This window comes from Streptacidiphilus sp. ASG 303 (genome assembly GCF_020991365.1).
In the GTDB taxonomy this organism is placed as follows: Bacteria; Actinomycetota; Actinomycetes; order Streptomycetales; family Streptomycetaceae; genus Peterkaempfera.
On the sequence record NZ_JAJLRA010000006.1, the window covers coordinates 221551 to 245690 of the forward strand.

The window sequence follows — 24140 nt, forward strand, 5'->3', positions numbered from 1 at the left end:
GGGCGCGGGGAGTGAGCCGTCTCACGCCGCCGGTTGCCCCCGCGCTGTGTCCACCGGGGGCGCCGGGCATATACGCTACGGCTCGTAGCGTAAAGAGCGGCAACCAGGGCGCGGGTGGGGACCCGCGCCGCATGCGGTGCATCAGGGGGCGGCGGCCCGGCTTCCGGGCGGCCGCGACACACGGGTGCGGCGGACGTCGGAGGAGATGGCGTCGGCACCCCTGCGGACGGGGGAGGATAGAGCCATGCAGCCACGGAACATGTCCATGCGCGGCGTGGTCGACCTCGCCGCGGTGAAGGCGGCCGGAGAAGCCGCCCAGAAGGCGGAGCAGGCCCGGGCCGAGCGCGCCCGCCGCGCCGACGCCGGGGAGGCCCCGCCGGCCGTCCAGGGGTCGCTCGTCGTCGACGTCACCGAGGAGACCTTCGAGGCGGAGGTCGTCCAGCGCTCGGCCGAGGCCCCGGTCGTGGTCGACTTCTGGGCCGAGTGGTGCGGGCCCTGCAAGCAGCTGAGCCCCATCCTGGAGCGGCTGGCCGAGGAGTACGCGGGCCGGTTCGTCCTCGCCAAGATCGACGTCGACGCCAACCAGATGCTGGCCGCCCAGTTCGGCATCCAGTCCATCCCCTCGGTGATGGCGGTGGTGGCGGGGCAGCTCGTGCCGCTCTTCCAGGGCGCGGTGAACGAGGCCCAGGCCCGCCAGTACCTCGACCAGCTCGTCCTGGTCGCCGAGCAGCGGTTCGGCATCACCGGCCTGGCCGGGGCGTCCGGCGCCGGCGAGCCCGGCGGGGCGGCCGCACCGGCCGTGCCGGAGGACCCGACGCTCGCGGCGGCGCACGACGCGCTCGACCGCGGCGACCTGGGCGGGGCGATCCAGGCGTACCGCAACGTCCTCTCCGACCGCCCGGGCAACGAGGAGGCGAAGCTGGGCCTGGCCCAGGCGGAGCTGCTGCAGCGGGTCCAGGACCTGGACCCGCAGGCGGTGCGCAAGGCCGCCGCCGAGGACCCGAAGGACGTCGGGGCGCAGCTCGACGCGGCCGACCTGGACCTGGTGGGCGGCCATGTGGAGGACGCCTTCGGCCGGCTCGTGGACACCGTGGGCCGCACGGCGGGCGAGGACCGGGACCGGGTCCGGGTGCACCTGCTGGGGCTCTTCGAGGTGATCGGGTCCGACGACCCGCGGGTCGGCAGGGCCCGGACGGCGCTGGCCAGGGTGCTCTTCTGAGGCACGCAGTGCAGCCGCCGGTGCCACGGTGATTTGGCGACATTCGGCCACCTTTACCAAATCTTGATAACACCCCGGGACGGTTGCGGCACGTGACCGTCCCGGGGTGTTTCGTCCTTGTTTCGCGGCTCTTCCGCCTCCTGTGCGTCCACGGATCGCTACGCAGGGTGTCCGGTGGTTGCGTGCTGTGATCATGTCACGCGGCTGTTGGATTACTCGTCAGTAATGGAGGCCTTGTGTTCAGCCGTGGTTTGGACCACGATCGGCCACGCTCGGTCCCTTGCTCCCCAGCCCGGCCGCCTGCCGGACGGGAGGCGCAGGGGGTCCCCACCGGGCAGGTTCCGGCCCCGGCCGGCACCTCGAGGACAGGGGGGTCTCCGTCCTACCCGGCGGAGCCTGTCCTCACCGGCCGCGTACCCTGCGCGGCCGCTGGTTGTCGCTCGGGGGTGATCGCCGATGACGTCGGTCGGACGCCGTGCCGACGGAGTCGACGGCGCTCTCCTTCCCGAGGACGTAGCTCTTCTCCCCATCTGAGGCCGTGACCCCGCGGGGCCCGGCCGGAGATGTACGTCCGAGAAGGAGGACATGCATGTCCCAGACTTACGGCAAGACCCGCTGGAAGCGGTTCGCCGTCGTGATGGTGCCGAGCATCGCGGCCACCGCCGCGATCGGCGTGAGCCTGGCCCAGGGCGCGCTCGCCGCGTCGTTCAACGTCTCCGGCCAGCAGTTCAAGGTCGGTGCGGGCCACCTCGAGGGCAACGGCTTCGCCCAGTACGGCTCGCTGGACGTCGAGAAGGCGGGCGTCCCGCACCCCGTCGCGGTCTCGTCGTTCCGCAGCGCGACCATCAACAACCTCTGCCAGTCGGTCGTGCTGGACGCGCCGCTCATCGGCAAGGTGTCGCTCAACATCAACGCGGGCGGCGACCCGAAGAACCCCGTCGAGGCGAAGAACCTCTTCATCGACCTCGACGACCTGAACGCCGACGCGACGTTCAGCAACATCAACATCGGCGTCGCCACCGGCTCCATCACCAAGGGCGACGTCAACGCGGCCGACCGGGCCGCCGCGCAGAAGCTGGGCTTCGGCGACAAGTTCGAGAACTCCTTCGCGCAGGAGGCCGACAAGGCCGTCCTCGACGGTGTCCAGCAGACCGCGTGGGCGACCTCGGCCGGCACCTTCAAGCTGAGCGGCCTGCACCTGGCCGTGAAGAAGGGCGTCTCCGAGTGCTTCTGATCCGCCTCCGCGCGGACCGGCACCACGCACCACCCCCCGAAGGCCCCGGGTCCGAAACCTTCCGGGCCTGACGGCTCCTGGCGGGGAGGGGCCCCTCCCGGCTCCTCCCCGCCCTGCACCACCAGCTGCTACTCCACAGGGAGCTGCAACGTGACCAGCGCGACCGCCCCCGCGCGGCCCGACGACACCAGCGCCTTCGACCGGAACCGCCGCAGGTTCCGGGACTGGCGCCACCGCCGACCCTTCTGGGGCGGACTGCTGGCGATCATCGCTGGACTGCCCATCCTGTACTTCCCGTACGCCCACCTGAGCCTCGGCGGCCTCACCTTCGCCATGGCGACCACCGGCGGCGCCGGGGCCCTGATCATCGGCATCCTGATGATCGTGCTCGGGATCAGCGCGTGGCTGCAGCCGATGTCCCGGGTCTTCGCCGGCGTGGCGACCATCCTGCTCTCCCTGGTCTCCATCCCGGTCTCGAACCTCGGCGGCTTCGGGTTCGGCCTGCTGCCCGGCCTCATCGGCGGCGGCCTGATGGTCGCCTGGGCGCCCCTCAGGGAGCAGACCGCCGTGGCGCCCAAGGCGCCCGCGGCGCCCGTGGCCGAACCGGTCGCACCCGCCCCCGTCGCGGAACCCGCGGGGGAGCCCGCGACCGCGCAGCTGCCCGCCCAGCGCGCCGAGGCGGCCGACACGGACGCCGACGCGGAGCCCGGCGGACCGGGAGCCGCCGGGGAGGCCCGGTGACGGGCGGCGACGGGACCGAGAGCCGGACCGCCGTGCCGAGCGGCCCGCGCCACGCCGCGCCGCGCCGCCAGCTGCGCTCGCGCATCCAGGTGCCCGCCGGCAAGGTGCTGGCCATGGCCGCCGTGCCCACGGCCCTGCTGATGGGCGCGGGCTACACGCCGACCCTGGCGATGGCCGACGACGCCGCGGCCAAGGACACGGCCAAGCCCTGCGCCACCGCCGCGGACACCCCGGTCCCGGACGCCACCCCGTCCGCCGCGGGCAGCGGCACCCCCGCTCCCGACACTTCCCCGACGTCCGGTCCCACGGGCCGGCCCGCCCCGGAGCAGTCGTCGCCCGCCCCGGCGCAGAGCGATCCCGCCACGGCCACCGCCACCCCGGCGCCGACCGCGTCGGACGCCGCCGCCCCGGCCGCCGCGCCGACGGCGGCCCGCAGCGCCGCCGGGCGGACGGTGGCCCCGGCCCCGTCCACCACGGCGCCCGCACCCACCGCCTCCCAGCACCAGGGCGTGCTCGGCGGCCTCCTGGGCGGGGTCCACGACGTGCTGACCGGCACCACGACCGGGGGAGGCACCACCTCCCCCTCGCCGTCGGCGACGCCGTCCTCCGACGCGCCGAAGCCCGCACCCTCGTCCTCGGCGCCCGCCCCGAGCCCGTCGCACGTCCCGGCGCACGTCCCGGCGGCGCCCTCGGCGGGCGGCACGGTCCGGACCACCCGGCCCGCTCCTCTCGCCACCGCCCCGGTCCGCAGGGCCGCCGGGACGGCGTCGGCCGCCGCCGCCAGGGCCGCCGCCAGGGCTGCCGCCGACGCCACCGCGACCCCCTCGCCCTCACCCTCCGCAAGCACCGGCGCCGACGCGCTGTGCGCCACCGACGCCTCGGGCCTCCGGGCGAGGGCCGAGTCCACCGCGGCCGGCGTCATCCCGGACCAGTCCTGGACGCTGAGGTCCAGCAGGCTGGCCCTGCACGGCGCGGTCTTCGGCGGCGTGGTCGAGGTGAAGACGCGGTCGGGCGCCACCAAGCGGGTGCTGAAGTTCACCGTCAGCAGCATCGACATCGGGGACCTCGACATGTCGACGATCGAGGACAACGGGAAGACCACGCACGTGAAGGGGCGCACCGGCTCCACCTCCACGCTGCGCGAGGGCCCGATCGTGATGTACACCGAGAAGCTGACCGGCCACCTCTCCAAGGTCGTCGGCATCCCGCTGCCCGACCTCGGCGCCGTCACCCTGACCCCCGACACCCTGCCGAAGTTCCTCTACGACCTCATCGGCGCGGTGCCGATCCCGCTGGACCTGGAGCTGACGGACGTCAAGGCCGTCCAGGCCGGGCAGTTCGGCGGCACCCTGAAGATCCCGGGCATGCACCTCTACACGGACGACGAGCCCTACGGCGGCTGAACCGGCCGCCCCGGGCACCCCGTACGACGGCGCGGGCCGCCTCCCCACCGGGAGGCGGCCCGCGCCGCGTCGCTGAGCAGCCGTCAGGCGTGCGAGTGCTCGCCCAGGTGGTGCACCCGGACCATGTTGGTGGTGCCGGGGACGCCGGGCGGGGAGCCGGCGGTGACGATCACGGTGTCGCCGCGCTGGAGCCGGCCCAGCTCCAGCAGCGCGTCGTCGACCTGGTCGACCATCGCGTCGGTGGTCTCCACCTGCGGGGAGACGAAGGTCTCCACGCCCCAGCTGAGGGCCAGCTGGTTGCGGGTGTGGGCGTCCGGGGTGAAGGCGATCACCGGGATCGGCGAGCGGTAGCGCGAGAGCCGGCGCGCGGTGTCGCCGGACTTGGTGAACGCCACCAGCGCCTCCGCGGAGAGGAAGTCGCCCAGCTCGCACGCGGCGCGGGCGATGGAGCCGCCCTGGGTGCGCGGCTTGCGGCCCGGGTTGAGCGGCTGCAGGCCGCGGGAGACCAGCTCCTCCTCGGCCGCCTCGATGATCCGGCCCATCGTCCGGACCGTCTCCACCGGGTACTTGCCGACGCTGCTCTCGGCGGAGAGCATCACCGCGTCGGTGCCGTCCAGGATGGCGTTGGCGACGTCCGAGGCCTCGGCGCGGGTCGGCCGGGAGGCGTGGATCATCGACTCCATCATCTGGGTCGCCACGATGACCGGCTTGGCGTTCTGGCGGCAGAGGGTGATCAGCTGCTTCTGGACCAGCGGCACCTTCTCCAGCGGGTACTCCACCGCCAGGTCGCCGCGGGCGACCATGACCGCGTCGAAGGCGAGGACGATCTCCCGCATGGCCTCGACGGCCTGCGGCTTCTCGATCTTGGCGATGACGGGGACCCGGCGGCCCTCCTCGTCCATCACCGCGTGGACCCGCTCGATGTCCGCGGCGTTGCGGACGAAGGAGAGAGCCACCATGTCGACGCCGAGGCGCAGCGCGAAGCGCAGGTCCTCGACGTCCTTCTCCGACAGGGCGGGGACGTTGACGGCCGCGCCCGGGAGGTTGATGCCCTTGTTGTTCGACAGGACGCCGCCCTCGACGACGACGGTCCGCACGCGGGGGCCGTCGACGCTGACGACCTCCAGCGCGACCGCGCCGTCGTTGATGAGGACGGGGTCGCCCTTCCGCACGTCACCCGGCAGGCCCTTGTAGGTGGTTCCGCAGATGTGCTGGTCGCCGGGGACGTCCTCGGTGGTGATGGTGAACTCGTCGCCGCTCTCCACGGTGACGGGGCCCTCGGCGAAGGTGGCGAGGCGGATCTTGGGGCCCTGGAGGTCGGCCAGCACGCCGATGGCGCGGCCGGTGTCCTCCGAGACCTGGCGGACCCTGCGGTACCGGCCCTCGTGCTCGGCGTGGGAGCCGTGGCTCATGTTGAGGCGGGCCACGTTCATGCCGGCCTCGGCGATGGCCTTCAGCTGTTCGTAGCTGTCCGTTGCCGGACCCAGGGTGCAGACAATTTTCGCTCGGCGCATATGGATCATTCTATCCGTTCGTGCTATAGGTGCATTCCGGTCGCTTTCGGCTGCGATCGCCTGCGAACCGTTCCGGAATGCGGGACGACTGGTGGGACGACTGGTGGGACGGCGGGCGGGACCACGGGTGGGGCCGCGGGCCGGACGGGCGGTCACCCGCCGGGCGGTGCGGAGGCCCGACCACCGCGCGGCGTGCGGGCGTGCGACGGCCCCGGACCTCCTCCCGCGCGCCTCCCCCCGGGGGCCGGGACGCCGCGAGGACCGGACCACCGGGAGGACCCGGGCCGCGGGACGCCCCGGCCGCCGCACGGCCTCCTCACCGCGGGGACCGGCCCACCAGGGCGAAGGCCTGCCGGGCGATCTCGAACTCCTCGTCCGTCGGCACCACCGCCACCGGGACCCGCGCGCCGGGCGGCGAGACCAGCCGGGCGCCCCCGCCCCGCCCGGCGTTCAGCTCCGGGTCCACCGTGATGCCCAGCCCCTCCAGGCCCGCCGTCGCGGCCGCCCGCACCGGGGCGGAGTTCTCGCCCACCCCCGCGGTGAAGACCAGGGCGTCCACCCGGCCCAGCACGGCCGTGTAGGCGCCGATGTACTTCCGCAGCCGGTGGACGTACACGTCGAAGGCGACCGCGGCCTCCCGGTCGCCCTCCTCCCGGCGGCGGACGATCTCCCGCATGTCGTTGTCCCCGCAGAGCCCCACCAGCCCGCTGCGGCGGTTGAGCAGGTCGTCGACCTCGTCCATCGTCAGCCCGCCGACCCGGCTCAGGTGGAACACCACCGCCGGGTCCAGGTCGCCCGAGCGGGTGCCCATGACCAGGCCCTCCAGCGGTGTCATGCCCATCGACGTCTCCACGCAGACGCCGCCCGCCACCGCCGACGCCGACGCGCCGTTGCCCAGGTGCAGCACGATCACGTTCACCTCGGACGGCTCCCGCCCCAGCAGCCCGGCCGCGGCCCGCGACACGTACTGGTGCGACGTGCCGTGGAAGCCGTACCGGCGCACCGAGAACCGGTCGGCCACCGCCCGGTCCACCGCGTAGCGGGCCGCGGCCTCCGGCAGGGTGGCGTGGAACGCGGTGTCGAAGACCGCCACCTGCGGCAGGTCGGGGCGCAGCGCGCGGGCGGTCTCGATGCCGGTGACGTTCGCCGGGTTGTGCAGCGGGGCCAGCGGGGTCAGGGCGCGGACCTCCTCCAGCACCTCGTCGGTGACCAGCGTCGGCTCGGTGAAGCGGGTGCCGCCGTGCACCACCCGGTGGCCCACCGCGGCCAGGCCGGGGGAGTCCAGGCCCAGGCCGTCGGCGCGCAGCTCCTCGCCGACCGCCCCCAGCGCCGCGGCGTGGTCCGGGAAGGGCAGGGTCCGCTCGCGCCGCCCCCCGTCGCCGGACGTGTGGACGATGCGTCCGCCGCCCCCGGACTCGCCGATCCGCTCGGCCAGGCCGCCGGCCAGCCGCCGGCCGTCCGCCATGTCCAGCAGCTGGTACTTGACCGACGACGAGCCGGAGTTCAGGACCAGCACCCGGGTGGCGGCGCCGTCCGGCCCGCGGACGCCCCCGGCGGACGCGTCCCCGTCCGCCCGCGGTGCTCCTGCCGGCCCGGGGGCGGCCGCGCGCGCCGCCGCGGGGGCCGCGGCGGAGGAGGTGACGGGGGCCGTGGCGGCCGTGCTCTCGGCGGCTCCGTCGGCGGGGACTGGACTCACTGGGTTCGCTCCTCGGCTGGTCGGGACGGCCGTGCCGCTGCCGGCCGGCCGCCGGTCAACGCCCGTCCCGGCCCTGGGCCTGGACGGCGGTGATGGCGACGGTGTTGACGATGTCCTGCACCAGGGCGCCGCGTGACAGGTCGTTGACCGGCTTGCGCAGCCCCTGCAGCACCGGGCCCACCGCGACGGCCCCGGCCGAGCGCTGCACGGCCTTGTAGGTGTTGTTGCCGGTGTTCAGGTCCGGGAAGACCAGGACGGTCGCCCGGCCCGCCACCTTCGACCCCGGCAGCTTGGTGGCGGCCACCCCCGGGTCCACGGCGGCGTCGTACTGGATCGGCCCCTCCACCAGCAGGTCCGGGCGCTGAGCGCGGACCAGCTCCGTCGCCTCGCGGACCTTGTCCACGTCCGCGCCCGAGCCGGAGGTGCCCGTGGAGTAGGAGAGCATCGCGATCCGCGGCTCCACCCCGAACTGGGCGGCGGTCCCCGCCGACTGGATCGCGATGTCGGCGAGCTGCCGGGCGTCCGGGTCCGGGTTGACCGCGCAGTCGCCGTAGACCAGCACCCGGTCGGCCAGGCACATGAAGAAGACCGACGAGACGATGGCGGCGCCCGGCGCCGTCTTGATGACCTCGAAGGCGGGCCGGATGGTGGCCGCGGTGGAGTGCACCGCGCCTGAGACCATGCCGTCGGCCAGGCCCTCCTGCACCATCAGGGTCCCGAAGTAGCTGACGTCGGCCACCACGTCGTAGGCCAGCTCCACGCTGACGCCCCGGTGCGCCCGCAGCTTCGCGTACACCTCGGCGAAGCGGTCCCGCAGCGGGGAGGACACCGGGTCCACGATGCGGGCGACCGCGCCGGAGGACTCCCGGTCCAGGCCCAGGTCCACGCCGAGGTCGGCGGCGCGGCGGCGCACCGCGTCCTCGTCGCCGAGCAGGGTGAGGTCGCAGATGTTGCGGCGCAGCAGCACCTCGGCGGCGCGCAGCACCCGCTCCTCGGTGCCCTCGGGCAGCACCACGTGGCGGCGGTCCCCGCGGGCCCGCTCCAGCAGCACGTGCTCGAACATCATCGGGGTGACCCGCTCCGAGCGGCTCAGCTCGATCCGGTCCAGCAGCTCGGCGGTGTCCACGTGCAGCTCGAAGAGGCCGAGGGCGGTCTCCGCCTTGCGGGGGCTCGCCGCGGTCAGGCGGCCCTCCAGGCCCGACAGCGAGGCCGCGGTCGGCCAGCTGCCCGCAGGCGCCACCAGCACCGGCGTGCCCGGGGCCAGCCGGCCGGCCAGCGCCATCACCGCCGCGTCGGGGCGGATGCCGAGGGTGAGCAGCACGCCGGAGATCGACGGGGCGCCGGCGGCGTGCGCGGCCAGGGTGCCGATCAGCAGGTCGGCGCGGTCCCCGGGGGTGACCACCAGGGCCCCCTCGGTGAGGGCGGCCAGGAAGGTCGGCAGCGTGGCCCCGCCGAAGACGAAGCCCCGCACGTCGCGGGCCAGGCCGGCCGGGTCGCCGAGCAGCACCTCCGCGCCGGTGGCCTGCACGACCTGGGTGACGGTGGGCGCGGCGAGCGCCTGGTCCTCCGGGAGGATGTAGGACGGCACGGACGGCCGCCCCGCCAGGCGGCGGGCGATCTGCTGCTTGTCCGCGGGCGTCACCCGGTTGGCGACCATCGCCAGGATGTTGCATCCCAGGTCGGAGTAGGCGCGGTAGGCGTTGCGGACCTCGGCGACCACGGCGTCGGGCCCCTCCCGCAGGCCGCCGACCACGGGCAGCACCCAGGCGCCGAACTCGTTCGCCAGCCGCGCGTTGAAGGACAGCTCGTCCGGGATGCTGGTGTCGGCGAAGTCGGTGCCGAGCACCAGCATCGCCTGGCACTTGCGCTCCAGTGTCCTGAACCTGTCCACCAGGACGGACACCAGCTCGTCCACCCCGCGCTCCGCCTGCAGCGCCGTGGCCTCCTCGTAGCTGAGGCCGTAGAGGTCCTCCAGGGGGAGGTCGATCCGGTACCGGCCGCGCAGCAGCTCCACCACGTGGTCGGAGCCCGGGCCGCCCGGGGCCGCGGCGTGGACCAGCGGACGGAACACCCCGACCCGGTCCACGTGGCGGGTCAGCAGCTCCATGACCCCCAGCTCGACCACCTGCCGGCCGTCCCCGCGGCCGATACCGGTCACGTACACGCTGCGCGCCACGCGTTCCACTCCGTTCCCTGGGCCTGCCGGGCCGGGCCCGCGCTGCGGTCCCGCGATCCCGCGGTGCCGCCGGGGACGTGCCGTCGGGCACGTTCCGGGACACCTGTCGACCATACCCGCGTACCCGAGCCGGACGCCGGGCACGGGTGGTCCCGGGCCCGGCGGGACGGTCGGCCCGGGACGCCGGGCCGACGGGGGCGGCCGTGGGCGGCCGGGACCGGCGGGCGTCGGGAGCGGACGGGAGCGACCGGGAGCGACCGGGAGCGCCCGTGCCGACGTCGACGTCCTGGGCCGAGGGCCCAGGGCCGGTCGGAGGGGTGGCCCCGGCCGCGGCGGGCCCGGCCCGCCCCTCCGACCGGCCCTGCAGGACCACACCCTTGCCGGACCACGCCCCTAACCACCGGCTCGTGCCGGGCGGCGCCGCACCGCCCCCGTCGGCACCCACCCCGCGCTGTCCCCGCCCGCGCCACACCCGTCCTGGTGTCCCTGCGTCCCGCCGCAACGCCGACGGCCGCCCGGAGTCTCCTCCGGGCGGCCGCCCACGTCTCGCCCCCTCGGTTCCCCCTCGGCGAGTCTCCCCCCTCGGAGTCCCTCTCCCCCCGGATCCCCCCGGCGGGACTCCTTCCCCCGCGCGGCCTCCCCTGCCGTGCGCGGGATCCTCGGTACCGGGTCCGGCGCCCGCCGGACGGTTCCCCAACCGCCCGCGGCCCCCCGGCCGTACGGCCGGACCCTGCACCAGGTCTGCTGCTGCCTCCGCCCCGCTACCCGGCCACCGTCGCGTCGGGTGCCTGGAGCTGGATCAGCGTGGCCGTCAGGCTGTAGGCCAGGGACTTGCCCTGGATGCTGTTGCCGGCCTGCTCGTCGATGCGCCCGGTGACCGTCACCCGCTGCTGGTCCCCCGGATCGAGCCTGAAGTACTCCGCGAACCCGGCGTAGTCGCCGTCGGTCCGCGTGTACGGCACGTCACCCGACTGCGGGCCGTTGGGCCCCAGGCTGTGGGCGAACGCGTCGTCGAGGTCGATGTCGAACTCCTTGTCGCCGAGGTCGCGGCCCGTGCTGCTGCGCCGCTCGATGGCGACGTGCAGGTGGAAGTACTTGAGGTCCGCGTCCCGGACCGCCTCCTCGCCGGACCCGACGCCGTCCCGGTGCAGGGCGAGGCGCACCTTGCCGCTCAGCGAGCCGCCGCCGCTGAACACCGCGCTGAGCGTCGGCAGCGGACTGCCCGGGACGAGGTCCGTCGCCGACGGCGCCGAGGTGGTGGACGCTGACCCGAGGGTGAGGGTGCCGGTCTGGACGGTGGTGGAGCCGGTGTTCTGGGTGTCGGTGAACCACGCGTAGGTCCCTCCGGTGACGGCCACGGCGGCGGCGGCCAGGGATACCGATCCGGCGAGCGCGGCGACCTTCCTGCTGCTCCTGAACACGCTCATCCCGTCCCGACCGTCCTCATGTCCGTCCACGTCCGCGCGGTGGTCCGCCGCTGCACGCCACGTGCGTTCCGCCCGCACCTCCCTGCCGGTGCGGCATCTGACGACAAGACTGCCGAGGGGCCGCCCCCGCCACATCACCAAAGCGCAGTAAGCGCCTATCCCCACTTTTGACGATGCGCCGGACCAGCCCCCGCGGAAGGATCGGAAGGGCGACTGGTGTCAGGGCCCCCGGTCGCGACGCACACGCCGCCGGCCGACCACGGGCCGCGCGGAAGGGGAAGGCACGGGCGGGAGATCAACTGTGGCGACCACGGCTCCCCGGGCGAGGGGATCGCACCGCCGTCCCGCGGCCGGCCCCCCGGTGCCGGGCAGGGCCTCCGGGGGGCGCCGGGGCCGCCGCGGGCGGGGCCGCGGCGGCCCCTCCCGCACCACCGGCTCGCCGCGCGGCCGGGGCAGGGCGCCGCGGGGCCCCGGGGGCGCCCTGCGCGTCGCGGCCCAGGTCCTGGTCCTGCTCGCCGCGGCGGGGGCCGTCGCCCTGGCCCTGGCGCTGACCGTGCTCCCGCTGGCCGTGCACGGCTCGGTGCTGACCGTCCTCACCGGGAGCATGGACCCGGCGATCCCGCCCGGGTCCGTGGTGGTGGACCGCCCGGTGCAGCCCGGATCCATCAGACGCGGCGACGTGGTCACCTTCCGGTCCGGCCGCTCCCCGTCCGGCGGGGAGCAGCTGGTCACCCACCGGGTGGTGGCGGTCCACAGCAGCCGCGTCGGGCTGTCGTTCACCACGAAGGGCGACGCCAACCGCGTCGACGACCCCGGCCGCCGTGACGCGTCCGACGTCCGGGGCCGGGTCTGGTTCCACCTGCCGCAGATCGGCCTCTGGCGGCAGCGGCTGCTCTCCGGGGCCGGCGCACTCGTCGTCGGCGGCCTCGCCCTCGGCGTCTGGGGGGCGCGGACGCTCGCCTGGGCGCTCCGCCCGGCGGAGGGGGGCGCCGGGGCGCCGCAGGAGGGGGGCGCAGGCCCGGAGCCCGGCCGCAGGCGCGGGCACGGCACGGTGGAGTGGGACGGCGGTGCCTGACCGCGGGCGCCACCGCAGGCGGCCCGCCCCCGCCGCCGCACCGAGCCCGCTGCTGCGCCGCCTCGCCGCCGCGGTCCTCTTCGGCGCGGCCGGGACCGCCGCCTCCACACCGCTCTGGGGCACCACCGGCGCCTGGCTCACCGACACCGCGGACTCCGGCACCGTCCGCGTCGACACGGCCCCCGACCCCGAGATCCCCGACCCCGAAACCCCCCACGCCGAAACCCCCCACGCCGAAACCCCCCGCTCCGAGGCGGCCGCGCCTGCGGCCGCCGCTCCCGGTGCGGCCGGCTCCCCGGACCGGTCCCCGGCCCCCGGCCCCGCCGCCCGGAGCGGCCCAGCCCCGCAGGGCGCGCACCCGGACGCCGCCGGACCGGCGGGGACCGGCCGGCCGGCGGACACCGGACAGGCCGGCGCCGGGCGGACAGGGGGCGGACGGACGACCGGCGGGAGCGGGGGCACCGGCAGGCACCGGGCCGTGCCCCCGGGCGGCCCTGCCCCGGGCAGTGCTGCCCCGGCGGATGGTGCCCCGGCCGGCGGTGCCGCGGACGGCGCCGGCCGGTCCGGTGCGCAGGGAGGCACCGGGGGGCGCGGACGATAGCGGGAGTTCCGGTCGGAGGGGGGAATACGCCGGTTCGGCGCCGTCTGTCAGCGGCCTGGACTACGATCCGTCACGCTGCGGTGCCGAACGGTTGCACCGCGTCGATCTGCCCGCCTGCGGGCCGCGCTCCTGCCTGCCACCTGCGCGTCCGGGCCGGGCCGGGGACCGCGTCGGCAGCTGGGGGATGCGTATGACAGCAGGACACCAGACCTCCGCCCGCCGGATCCACCGCGCCCCGCGGCGGTCCCGGCCCCGGCTCCGGGCCGTCCTGCGCCGCGGACCGGCCCGCTGGGGCGCGACCGGCGACACCGCGGCGGTGGCCGCCGCCACGGCCGCCGCCCTGCTGCTCGCCGCCGGTCCCGCCGACCGCCTGCTCCCGCTGCGGCAGACCCACCTCCTGCTCGTCCTCGCCGCCGCCGGCACCGGCGCGGCCGCGGTCGGCGTCGCCGCGCTGACCCCGCGGCTGGCCGGCGGGGGCGGCCGGCCGCACCCGGTCGTCGCGGCGGCGCTGCTCCTGCACAGCCTCGTCCTGATGCCCGCCTCGGTGGTCGACACCGGGTCCGACGAGGCGCTGCGCTGGCTGGCCGCCATCCGCTTCACCGCCTCGGTCTGCTTCGTCCTGCTGCTGGCCGCCGCGCTCCGCACCCGCCCGCTCCGCTGGGCCCGGGGCCTGCGCGGAGTCCTGGCCGCGGTGGCCGCGACCGCGGCCGGCGGCCTGCTCGGACCATCCCTCCTGCCGCCGCTGCAGTCCTCGTCCGGCGACCGGCCGCCCGCCCTGGCGCTGGCGGCGGCCTGGCTCGCCGTCTCGCTGGCGCACCTCGGCACCGGGCTCCGCCGCGGCGACCGGCTGCGCACCCGGCTCGGCCTCGGGCTCTCCGTGGCCGCGGCCGCCCAGCTGGGGAGGGTGCTGGCGGGCCACCCGGTCTGGGCGCCGGACCTGGTCTCCGCCGCGCTCCGGCTGCTGGGCCTGCTCGTCGTGCTGGCGGCGCTGACCGCCGACTTCCTCCACCAGGCCGACCGGGTCGAGGGGCGCCTGCGTGCCTCCGACCGCCGGGCCCGGCAGGCCGCCGAGCGCGACCACGAGATGCGCAACGTCCTGGCCGGCCTGTCCGGCGCCGCCTACCTGCTGCGGGCCGCGGGCGCCCGGCTGGGCCCCGGCGAGCAGGCCGAGCTGGGCGCCGCCGTCCAGGCCGAGCTGGAGCGCCTCCGGGAGCTGCTGGCCCGCGACGGCAGCCGCCCGTCCGACGACCCGGACGGCCACGAGGTGGAGCCGGTGCTGCGCCGGCTGGTGGTGCTGCGCCGCACGGTGGGCGCCGACGTCGAGCTGGCGGCCGAGCCGGGGCTGCGCACCACCGTTCCCGCCTCCGTCCTCGCCCAGGTGGCCAGCAACCTCCTGGCGAACTGCGAGCGCCACGCCCCCGGCGCCCGGGTGCGGGTGGCGGCCCGGAGGGAGGGCGGCGCGGTCCTGGTGGAGGTCGCCGACGACGGCCCGGGGCTGGCCCCGGGCGCCGAGCGGCGGGTGATGCGGCGCGGGGTGCGCGACACCGGTGCGGGCGGCAGCGGGCTCGGCCTGTACGTCAGCTCCCGGCTGCTCGCGGAGCACGGCGGCGCGGTCCGTCTCCTGCCCCGCGACCCGCTGCGGCCCGGCTGCACGGCGGTGGTGGAACTGCCCGCCGCCGGGGAGCCGGACGCCCGGGTGTCCGCCGCCTGACCTCCCCCCGGCCGGACGGATCCGTCCCGCCGCCGGTCCGCCACCCGCCGGTCCCACCCGCCGGTTCCACCCGCCGGGTCCGCCCCATGGACCCGGCCCCGGGGCCACCGGTCCGGGCGCCGTCCGCCCCGCGGCCCCGTCCCGCCCGCGCCGGCCCCTCCTCCCGCACGACGAACCGCCCCTCCGCCCTCTCCGGGGAAGACCGTGACCGTACTCGTCATCGACGACCACCGACTCGTCGGCACCAGCCTGGTCCTCGCCCTGCGCGGACACGGGCTGGACGCCTGCACCGCCGTCGGCCGCACCCTCGCCGCCCTGCTCGACGAGGCGGCCGGGCTGCCCCCGGGCCTCGCCCTCCTGGACCTCGACCTCGGGCGCGGCGACGACGGCACCGAACTGGACGGCGTCGAACTGGTGGCCCCGCTCTGCGCGGCGGGCTGGACGGTGCTGGTGGTCACCGGCACCACCGACCGCGCCCGGATCGCCGCCGCGGTCTGCCGCGGCGCGGTGGGCTGGGTCGCCAAGTCCGCCCCCTTCGAGGACCTGGTCCGCACCGCGCTCGACGCCGCGGCGGGCTTCCCGGTGCTCGCCCCCGCCGAGCGCGCCGAGCTGGTCGACCTGCACCGCCGCACCGTCGCCGACCGGCCCGCGGCGGGGGCCGCCGACCGGTCCCGCCTGCTGGAGCGCCTGACCCCGCGCGAGGCGGCGGTGCTGCGCGCCCTCGCGGAGGGCCGCCGGGCCCGGGCCATCGCCGAGGAGTCCTGGGTCGCGCTCTCCACCGTGCGCAGCCAGATCCGGTCGATCCTCGTCAAACTGGAGGTCAACTCCCAGCTGGAGGCGGCCGCCCTGGGCCGCGAGCTGTTCCCCCCGTCCCGGTCCTGACCCGTGCCGGCCGGACTGCCGGGGCGTCCCGGCCGCGGGGACCCCGCCCGGCGCACCCCCGGCGCATCCCCGGTGCACGTCCGGCCCGCCACCGGACGGACAGCGGGCCGGGCGGCTCCCCGCGCCGGGACCGGACGGACCGGTCCCGGCACAGGCGGCTCAGGCGGGCCGGAGCCAGATCGTCGCCAGCGGCGGCAGGACCAGCTCGGCGCTGACGTCGCGCCCGTGCCGGCTGTCGGCCTCGGCCTTGACCGGGTCCGGGTTGCCGACCCCGCTGCCGCCGTAGACGGCCGCGTCGGTGTTGAGCACCTCGGTCCACAGCCCGTGCGACCCGGCGGGGGCGTGCGGCAGCCCCACCCGGTAGCCCCGCCGGACGACGGGGGAGAGGTTGCTGACCATCACCAGCGGGTTCCCGGCGGTGTCGTGGCGGACGAAGGAGAAGACGTTGTCCTCGGCCGCGCCGCCGTCCAGCCAGGAGAAGCCCGCCGGGTCGGTGTCCCGCTCCCACAGGGCCGGGGTGTCCCGGTAGACCCGGTTGAGGGCGGCCACCAGCCGCTGCACGCCCCTGTGGTCCTCGGCGGCCGGCCACTTCTCGTCCAGCACCCACCACTGCGGCCCGGCGTCGTGGTCGAACTCGGAGCCCTGCGCGAACTCCTGCCCCATGAAGAGCAGCTGCTTGCCCGGGTGCGCCCACATGAAGGCGAGGTAGGCCCGCAGGTTGGCCCGCTGCTGCCACCAGTCGCCGGGCATCTTGGAGACGAGCGAGCCCTTGCCGTGCACCACCTCGTCGTGCGAGATCGGCAGGATGTAGTTCTCCGAGTAGGCGTACACCATCGAGAAGGTCATCTCGTTGTGGTGGTACCTGCGGTGCACCGGGTCCTTGGACATGTACTCCAGGGAGTCGTGCATCCAGCCCATGTTCCACTTCAGGCCGAAGCCGAGGCCGCCGGTGCCGCCCGGGCCGACGGCGTGGGTGGGCCGGGTGACGCCGTCCCAGGCGGTGGACTCCTCGGCGATGGTGACCGCGCCGGGGCAGCGCCGGTAGACGGTCGCGTTCATCTCCTGGAGGAAGGCGACGGCGTCCAGGTTCTCCCTGCCCCCGTACTGGTTGGGGGTCCACTGCCCGTGCTCGCGCGAGTAGTCGAGGTAGAGCATGGAGGCCACCGCGTCCACCCGCAGCCCGTCCACGTGGTACTCCTGGCACCAGAAGACGGCGTTGGCGACCAGGAAGTTGCGGACCTCGGTGCGGCCGTAGTCGAACTCCAGGGTCCCCCAGTCGGGGTGCTCGGCCCGCAGCGGGTCGGCGGGCTCGTACAGCGGCTCGCCGTCGTAGCGGGCCAGCGCGAAGTCGTCCTTGGGGAAGTGCGCCGGCACCCAGTCGACGATCACGCCGATGCCCGCCCGGTGCAGGGCGTCCACCAGGAACCTGAAGTCGTCGGGCCCGCCCATCCGGGCGGTCGGCGCGTAGTAGTAGGAGACCTGGTAGCCCCACGAGCCGCCGAAGGGGTGCTCCATCACCGGCAGGAACTCCACGTGGGTGAAGCCCAGCTCCTTCACGTACTCCGGCAGCGCCTCGGCGAGCTCCCGGTAGGAGAGCCCCGGCCGCCAGGACGGCAGGTGCACCTCGTAGACCGACATGGGCTCCCGGTGGTGCTGCCCGGCCTCCCGGGCGGCCATCCACTCCCCGTCGCCCCACGTGTACCGCGAGGTGTGCACGACCGACGCGGTGCCCGGCGGGCACTCGGCGGACTGCGCCAGCGGGTCGGCCTTCTGGATCAGCCGGCCGTCGCGGGTGCGGATCTCGTACTTGTACCGGGTGCCCTCGCCCATGCCGGGCACGAAGAGCTCCCACACGCCGGAGGCGCCCAGCGAGCGCATGGGGTGGCAGCAGCCGTTCCACCCGTTGAAGTCGCCGACGAGCCGCACGCCCACCGCGTTGGGCGCCCACACGGCGAAGGTCGTGCCGGTGACGGTGCCGAACGCGCTCTCGTAGCTGCGGACGTGCGAGCCGAGGGCCTCCCACAGCTGCTCGTGCCGGCCCTCGCGGATGAGGTGCAGGTCGATCTCGCCGAGGCTGGGCAGGAAGCGGTAGCCGTCCTCCTGGACGTGCTCGGTGCCGCCGTAGGTCACCCGCAGCCGGTAGTCCGGGACGAGGTCCACCGGCAGCATGCCGGTGAACAGGCCGTCCCGCTGGTGGACCAGTTCCGCGCGGCCGATGGTCGTCTCCACCACGACCCGCTCGGCCATGGGCCGCAGCGCCCGGACCGCCACCCCGCCCTGCACCGGGTGCGCCCCGAGGACGCCGTGGGGGTCGTGGTGGGCGCCGGAGACCAGCCGGTCGATCTCGCCGGGGGAGAGCGGCGCCTCCGGCAGCCGGATCGGCTCCGACTCCCGTCCGCCGCCGGCGGCGGACGGCCCGGCGGGCGCGTCCCCGGCGGGAGCGGACTCCGTATCGGGTCGGGGCGCCACCACGGACGGCTGCTGCCGCTGGAGCTGCGAAGTCGGGCGGGTCGGGTCGGACGCGGTCACGGCCGATGCCTCCTCGGGCGGGTCGGTGTCGCGGGGTTCGGGTCGCGCGGGTCGGTGTCGCGGGGTTCGGGTCGCGGGGGTTCGGGTCGCGCGGGTCGGTGTCGCGGGGGTTCGGGTCACGGGGCGCGGGCCGCCGGGGCGGCCCGCCGGTCGGGCGTGGGGTGTCGGGTCCGCGGGCGGGCCGGCTCCGGGGAACCGGCCCGCTGCCGTCACGCCGGGGCGGCGCCCGCGGCGAGGCGGCGGACGGCGGACATCGGGATGGGCAGCCAGTCGGGCCGGTGCCGGGCCTCGTACACGACCTCGTACACGGCCTTGTCGATCTCGAAGGCCCGCATCAGCGCCGGGTCGGTGCGCGGGTCCTCGCCGCCGCCCGCCGCGTACCCGGCGCAGAAGGCCGCCCGGTTGCGGACCGCCCAGGCGGTGGCCAGCCGCGCCAGGTGGTCGCGGTCGGCGGACTGGCGGCCGCCGCCGCGCGGGTCGGGCACGGTCGCGGGCTGCTCGGCGAGCAGGTGGGCGGCCGCGTAGTCGAAGGAGCGCAGCATCGCCGCCACGTCCTGCACGGCGGGCCGCAGCCGGCGCCGCTCGGCGAGGGTCTTGGCGGGCTCGCCCTCGAAGTCCAGCAGCACCCAGCCGTCGGCGGTCCGCATGGACTGGCCGAGGTGCAGGTCGCCGTGGATGCGCTGGATGCGCAGCGGGCGCCCGTCGCGGCCCGGGTCGGCCAGGGCCCGGAAGGCGTCCTGGAGGGCGGGCCGGTAGGGCAGCAGGTCGGGCACGGCCACGGTGGCCGCGTCCAGCCGCCGGGCCATGGCGGCGGCCAGCTGGTCGGTCTGCGCCCGGTCGAGGACGCCGACGGGCAGGGTGCGGGCGAGGGCCAGGTGGACCTCGGCGGTGGCCCGGCCCAGCAGGAACGCCTCGGCGGAGAAGTTGCCGCTGACGTGGTCGGCGGGCCGCCCGTCGCGGCCGCTGGACCACTCCGGCTCGGTGCACAGCCGCTGCACGTGCTCCAGGGCCAGCTCCCAGCCGTCGCGGGCGCCCGCCAGGAACTGCTGGAGCAGGCCCAGGGTGGCCGGGTCGGAGTCGCCGCTGCCGGCCAGCCGCGTCTCGAACCAGGCGGCCGGGCGGGGGATGCGGGTGGACCCGGCCCGGGCGAGGGCCAGCGACAGCTCCAGGTCGGGGTTGACGCCGGGGCTGACCCGCCGGAAGAGCTTGAGGATCAGGGCGTTGCCGTAGACCAGCGAGGTGTTGCTCTGCTCGGCGGTGACGGCCCGGCCGACGAGTCCGGCCGGGATCTGCGCGCCGGGCAGCCGCCGGAACGCCAGCGGGCCCACGTCGCCCGGCTCGGCGAACCGGGTGAGCAGCCAGCGGGTGAGGTCGGTGTCGTGGGCCCCGTCGTAGACGACGGTGCCGTCGTAGGGGCCTCCGGAGAGGCGGCCGATGACGGCGCCGCCGAGCCGCCCCGGCAGTTCGGCGCCGGCGGCCAGCAGCAGCTGGTAGACGTCCGCGGTGGACTGGTCGTCGCCGCCCGTGCGCTGTTCGACCCGCAGCAGCAGGTGGACGAGGGCGGGGTCGCCCTCCAGCAGGAGGGTGGCGCCGATCGGTGTGATCCCGGTGACCGGCCGCCCCTTGCCGGCGAACCAGCGCTGACCGGGCAGCCAGGACTGCAGCAGCGGCAGTGCTGCTTCGACCAGGGCGTCGGTTCCGGCACGGGTGCCTGGACGGGCCGCGGGGCCGCTGCGCGGTCCGCTGTTGACGGTGGCTCGAGACCGGGAGGTGTCCGACATGGCTCCCTTTCCCCGGATGAGACGGTATGCCCGGCTCGGGTGGGTTAGCCGGATTTGCCAGTCTTCCGGATTTCAGCGGCGCGGCGGCTCCGGCACGCGGTCCGGGACCGCATGTCACGCCTTGGGCGGGTGTGGTGGGTTCCTGGTATGTCTCCGTACGGTGGTGCGGTGGGCCCTCCCGGCACGGCCCGTCGCCGCGCCGGGAGGCCCCGCGGTCCGGGGTCCGCCGGGTCAGAGTGCGTCGGGCCGGCGCAGTCGGAACCAGTAGAACCCGTGCCCCGCCAGGGTCAGCAGGTACGGCAGCTCGCCGATCGCCGGGAAGCGCACGCCGCCGATCAGCTCCACGGGGTGCCGGCCCGCGTACTCGCGGAGGTCGAGCTCGGTCGGCTGCGCGAACCTGGAGAAGTTGTTCACGCACATGACCAGGTCGTCCCCGTACTCGCGCACGAAGGCCAGCACCGCCGGGTTGCTGGACGGCAGCTCGGCGTAGCTGCCCAGCCCGAAGGCCGGGTTGAGCTTGCGGATCTCGATCATCCGGCGGGTCCAGTGGAGCAGCGAGCTGGTGTTGCTCATCTGCGCCTCGACGTTGGTCACCTGGAAGCCGTAGACCGGATCCATGATGGTCGGCAGGTTGAGCCTGCCCGGGTCGCAGGACGAGAAACCGGCGTTTCGATCGGGTGTCCACTGCATCGGGGTGCGCACCCCGTCGCGGTCGCCCAGCCAGATGTTGTCGCCCATGCCGATCTCGTCGCCGTAGTAGAGGACGGGCGAGCCGGGGAGCGACATCAGCAGCGCGGTGAAGAGCTCGATCTGGTTGCGGTCGTTGTCCAGCAGCGGCGCGAGCCGGCGGCGGATGCCCACGTTGGCCCGCATCCGCGGGTCCTTCGCGTACTCCGCGTACATGTAGTCGCGCTCCTCGTCGGTGACCATCTCCAGGGTCAGCTCGTCGTGGTTGCGCAGGAAGATGCCCCACTGGCAGCCCGCGGGGATCTTCGGCGTCTTGGCCAGGATCTCCGAGACCGGGTAGCGCGACTCGCGGCGGACCGCCATGAAGATCCGCGGCATCACCGGGAAGTGGAACGCCATGTGGCACTCGTCGCCGCCGCCCTCGAAGTCGCCGAAGTAGTCGACGACGTCCTCCGGCCACTGGTTGGCCTCGGCCAGCAGCACCGTGTCGGGGTAGGCGGCGTCGATCTCCGCCCGCACCCGCCTGAGGAAGGAGTGCGTCTCGGGCAGGTTCTCGCAGTTGGTGCCCTCGCGGGCGTACAGGTACGGGACCGCGTCCAGCCGGAAGCCGTCGATGCCCAGGTCCAGCCAGAACTTCAGGGCCGCGATCATCTCCTCCTGGACCGCCGGGGAGTCGAAGTTCAGGTCCGGCTGGTGGGAGAAGAAGCGGTGCCAGAAGTACTGCTTGCGGACCGGGTCGTACGTCCAGTTCGACGTCTCGGTGTCGACGAAGATGATCCGCGCGTCCGGGAACTGCTTGTCGTCGTCGGCCCACATGTAGTAGTCGCCGTACGGCCCGTCCGGGTTCTTGCGGGACTCCTGGAACCACGGGTGCTGGTCGCTCGTGTGGTTCATGACGAAGTCGATGATCACCCGCATGCCCCGCTGGTGGGCGGCGTCCACGAACTCCACGAAGTCGGCCAGGTCGCCGAACTCGGGCAGCACCGCGGTGTAGTCCGAGACGTCGTACCCGCCGTCGCGCAGCGGCGAGGCGAAGAACGGCGGCAGCCAGAGGCAGTCCACGCCCAGCCACTGCAGGTAGTCCAGTTTCGCGGTGAGCCCCTTGAGGTCCCCGACGCCGTCTCCGTTGCTGTCCTGGAAGGAGCGGACGAGGACTTCGTAGAACACCGCCCGCTTGAACCAGTCCGGGTCGCGGTCCTTCTGGGGGGTGTCCTCGAACGTGTCGGGAACGGGCTCGTTGACGATCACTCTGCGGTCCTCCGAACCGTGAGGATGTGCGCCGGCTGCTGGGACGGGTCGAGCCGGACGTAGTTGTGCTGACCCCAGCGATACGTGGCACCGGTGAGCTCGTCGCGCACCGTCAGGTGGTCGTGCCACTCCAGCCCGAGTGCGGGCAGGTCCAGGGAGACGGTCGCCTCCTGCGCGTGGTGGGGGTCGAGGTTGACCACCACCAGCACGGCGTCGTCGTGGTCGGACGGGGCCCCGGCGCCGCCGACCCCGGCGCCCGTGGTGCGCTTGGAGAAGGCCAGCACGGAGTCGTTGTCCGCGTGGTGGAAGCGGATGTTGCGCAGCTCGCGCAGCGCCGGGTGGCGCCGGCGCAGCCGGTTGAGCGCGGTGATCAGCGGGGCCAGGGTGCGGCCCTCGGCCTCGGCGGCGGCCCAGTCGCGCGGCCGCAGCTGGTACTTCTCCGAGTCCAGGTACTCCTCCGACCCCGGCCGCACGGCGGTCCCCTCGTACAGCTCGTAGCCCGCGTACACCCCCCAGGAGGGCGAGAGGGCGGCGCCCAGCACCGCCCGCAGCGCGAAGGCCGCCGGGCCGCCGTGCTGCAGCACGGCGTGCAGGATGTCCGGGGTGTTCACGAAGAAGTTCGGCCGCATGTAGGAGGCCGCCTCCCCGCTCAGCTCGGTCAGGTACTCCGTCAGCTCCTGCTTGCCGTTGCGCCAGGTGAAGTAGGTGTACGACTGGTGGAAGCCGATCTTGCCCAGGGTGTGCATCATCGCGGGGCGGGTGAACGCCTCGGCGAGGAAGAGCACGTCCGGGTCGGTGCGGGCGATGTCGGCCAGCACCCGCTCCCAGAAGAGCACCGGCTTGGTGTGCGGGTTGTCCACGCGGAAGATGCGCACGCCGTGGTCCATCCAGAAGCGCAGCACCCGCAGCGTCTCGCGGACCAGGCCGTCGAAGTCCCGGTCGAAGTCGATCGGGTAGATGTCCTGGTACTTCTTCGGGGGGTTCTCCGCGTAGGCGATGGAGCCGTCGGCGCGGTGCCGGAACCACTCCGGGTGCTTCTCCACCCACGGGTGGTCCGGCGAGCACTGGAGCGCGAAGTCCAGCGCCACCTCCATGCCCAGCTCCCGGGCGCGGGCGGTGAAGGCGTCGAAGTCCTCGATCGTGCCCAGGTCCGGGTGGACCGCGTCGTGGCCGCCCTCGGGCGAGCCGATCGCCCATGGCGAGCCCACGTCGTGCGGGCCCGCGGTCAGCGTGTTGTTGGGGCCCTTGCGGAACGCCCGGCCGATCGGGTGGATCGGCGGCAGGTACACGACGTCGAAGCCCATCTCCGCGACGGCCGGCAGCCGCTCCGCGGCGGTGCGCAGCGTGCCGCTGCGCGGCGGCTCCAGCCCGGCCGGGTCGACGACCGCGCCCTCGGAGCGCGGGAAGAACTCGTACCAGGAGCCGAACAGCGCCCGCGGGCGGTCCACCTGCAGCGGCAGCGGCCGCGAGGAGGTCACCAGCTCCCGCAGCGGGTGGCGGACCAGGACGGCGGCGACCTCGGCGGAGACCGCCGCGGCCAGCCGGGTCATCGGGGGCAGCCCGGAGTCGCGCAGCGCGGTGACGGCGGCGAGCACCGCGGCCCGGCCGTCGTCCTCGGGCACGCCCGCGGCGGCCCGCTCCAGCAGCAGGGCGCCCTCCTCCAGCACCAGCTCGGTGTCCATCCCCACGGGGATCTTCACCTTGGCGTGGTGCCGCCAGGTCTCCACCGGGTCGCTCCACGCCTCCACCGCGTACGTCCACAGGCCCTCGCCGGTGGGCGTCACGTCGGCGCCCCACCGGTCGGTGCCGGGGGCGAGCTCGCGCATGGGCGTCCAGGGCCCGGCCTGGCCGTTGGGGCCGCGCAGCACCACGTTCGCGTTGACCGCGTCGTGGCCCTCGCGGAACACCGTGGCCGTCACGGGGAAGGTCTCGCCCGCCACCGCCTTGGCGGGGCGGCGGCCGCAGTCGACCAGCGGCCGCACGTCCAGGACGGGGATGCGCCCCACCATGGTGCCGCCGTCCGCTGTGCCGCCCGCCGGGGCCGCCGCCTGTGCCACCGCCGGGGCGGCGGGGCGCCGGGCGGGGGCCTTCTTCGCCGCGGGCCGCTTCGCCGGGGCCTTCTTCGCCGGGGCCTTCTCGGCCGTCTTCCTCACCGCCGTCTTCCTCACCGCCGCCTGCTTCGCGGCGGCCCTCCCCGCGGGGGCCTCCCCCGCAGA

15 protein-coding genes are annotated in these 24140 nt (G+C 75.3%); 7 read left to right on the plus strand and 8 right to left on the minus strand.

Going from position 1 to position 24140, the window contains the following annotated elements; all coding sequences use genetic code 11:
• Positions 1-244: 244 nt before the first annotated feature.
• The 4 genes from LO771_RS11420 (at position 245) to LO771_RS31025 (ending at position 4597) form a co-directional block, all read left to right on the plus strand.
• Entirely contained in the window at positions 245-1219 is a 975-nt protein-coding gene (locus tag LO771_RS11420) for a tetratricopeptide repeat protein (RefSeq protein ID WP_230650770.1), read from the plus strand.
• Between the two features lie 589 nt (positions 1220-1808).
• A complete protein-coding gene (locus LO771_RS11425) occupies positions 1809-2453 on the plus strand; it encodes a DUF6230 family protein (protein WP_230650772.1) in 645 nt (214 codons plus the stop codon).
• 150 nt (positions 2454-2603) lie between these two features.
• A complete protein-coding gene (locus LO771_RS11430; RefSeq protein ID WP_230650775.1) occupies positions 2604-3194 on the plus strand; it encodes a DUF6114 domain-containing protein in 591 nt (196 codons plus the stop codon).
• Positions 3191-4597 carry a hypothetical protein gene (locus LO771_RS31025; protein ID WP_304944792.1) on the plus strand — a complete coding sequence of 469 codons (1407 nt, stop codon included), beginning with the start codon at positions 3191-3193 and terminating at the stop codon, positions 4595-4597. The genes LO771_RS11430 and LO771_RS31025 overlap by 4 nt, the downstream gene beginning before the upstream one ends.
• 83 nt (positions 4598-4680) lie before the next feature.
• Here LO771_RS31025 and pyk read toward each other — a convergent pair whose 3' ends face one another.
• From pyk to LO771_RS11455, 4 genes are all read right to left on the minus strand, one after another.
• Positions 4681-6111 carry a pyruvate kinase gene (gene pyk / locus LO771_RS11440; RefSeq protein ID WP_230650778.1) on the minus strand — a complete coding sequence of 477 codons (1431 nt, stop codon included), beginning with the start codon at positions 6109-6111 and terminating at the stop codon, positions 4681-4683.
• Between the two features lie 316 nt (positions 6112-6427).
• The gene (locus LO771_RS11445; protein ID WP_230651038.1) at positions 6428-7627 is read right to left on the minus strand and encodes an acetate kinase; all 1200 of its coding nucleotides are present in this window, start codon (positions 7625-7627) and stop codon (positions 6428-6430) included.
• 235 nt (positions 7628-7862) lie between these two features.
• On the minus strand, positions 7863-9983 hold the full coding sequence (gene pta, locus LO771_RS11450) for a phosphate acetyltransferase (protein ID WP_230650781.1): 2121 nt from the start codon (positions 9981-9983) through the stop codon (positions 7863-7865).
• 761 nt (positions 9984-10744) lie between these two features.
• Entirely contained in the window at positions 10745-11410 is a 666-nt protein-coding gene (locus LO771_RS11455) for a TasA family protein (protein WP_230650784.1), read from the minus strand.
• Positions 11411-11771: 361 nt separating this feature from the next.
• Between LO771_RS11455 and LO771_RS11460 the strand changes: the two genes are divergently transcribed.
• From LO771_RS11460 to LO771_RS31310, 3 genes are all read left to right on the plus strand, one after another.
• The gene (locus LO771_RS11460; protein ID WP_230650786.1) at positions 11772-12485 is read left to right on the plus strand and encodes a signal peptidase I; all 714 of its coding nucleotides are present in this window, start codon (positions 11772-11774) and stop codon (positions 12483-12485) included.
• Positions 12486-13276: 791 nt separating this feature from the next.
• Positions 13277-14797, plus strand: a complete 1521-nt coding sequence (locus LO771_RS11465; protein ID WP_230650789.1) for a sensor histidine kinase KdpD — start codon at positions 13277-13279, stop codon at positions 14795-14797.
• A gap of 204 nt (positions 14798-15001) precedes the next feature.
• Complete coding sequence (locus LO771_RS31310) at positions 15002-15679, plus strand: response regulator transcription factor (RefSeq protein WP_230650792.1); 678 nt, start codon at positions 15002-15004, stop codon at positions 15677-15679.
• Positions 15680-15838: 159 nt separating this feature from the next.
• On the opposite strand, the gene glgB is transcribed toward LO771_RS31310, so the two are convergent.
• The 4 genes from glgB to LO771_RS11490 all read right to left on the minus strand — a co-directional run bounded on the left by glgB (position 15839) and on the right by LO771_RS11490 (position 23933).
• Positions 15839-18208 carry a 1,4-alpha-glucan branching protein GlgB gene (gene glgB / locus LO771_RS11475; RefSeq protein ID WP_308188875.1) on the minus strand — a complete coding sequence of 790 codons (2370 nt, stop codon included), beginning with the start codon at positions 18206-18208 and terminating at the stop codon, positions 15839-15841.
• Positions 18209-18417: 209 nt separating this feature from the next.
• Positions 18418-19989 (minus strand): maltokinase, encoded by a 1572-nt coding sequence (locus LO771_RS11480; protein WP_230650798.1) that lies wholly within the window; start codon positions 19987-19989, stop codon positions 18418-18420.
• Between the two features lie 231 nt (positions 19990-20220).
• The gene (gene treS, locus LO771_RS11485; protein ID WP_230650803.1) at positions 20221-21924 is read right to left on the minus strand and encodes a maltose alpha-D-glucosyltransferase; all 1704 of its coding nucleotides are present in this window, start codon (positions 21922-21924) and stop codon (positions 20221-20223) included.
• Positions 21921-23933: an alpha-1,4-glucan--maltose-1-phosphate maltosyltransferase gene (locus tag LO771_RS11490; RefSeq protein WP_230651041.1), complete on the minus strand. Its 2013-nt coding sequence runs from the start codon at positions 23931-23933 to the stop codon at positions 21921-21923. The genes treS and LO771_RS11490 overlap by 4 nt, the downstream gene beginning before the upstream one ends.
• Positions 23934-24140 lie beyond the last annotated feature (207 nt).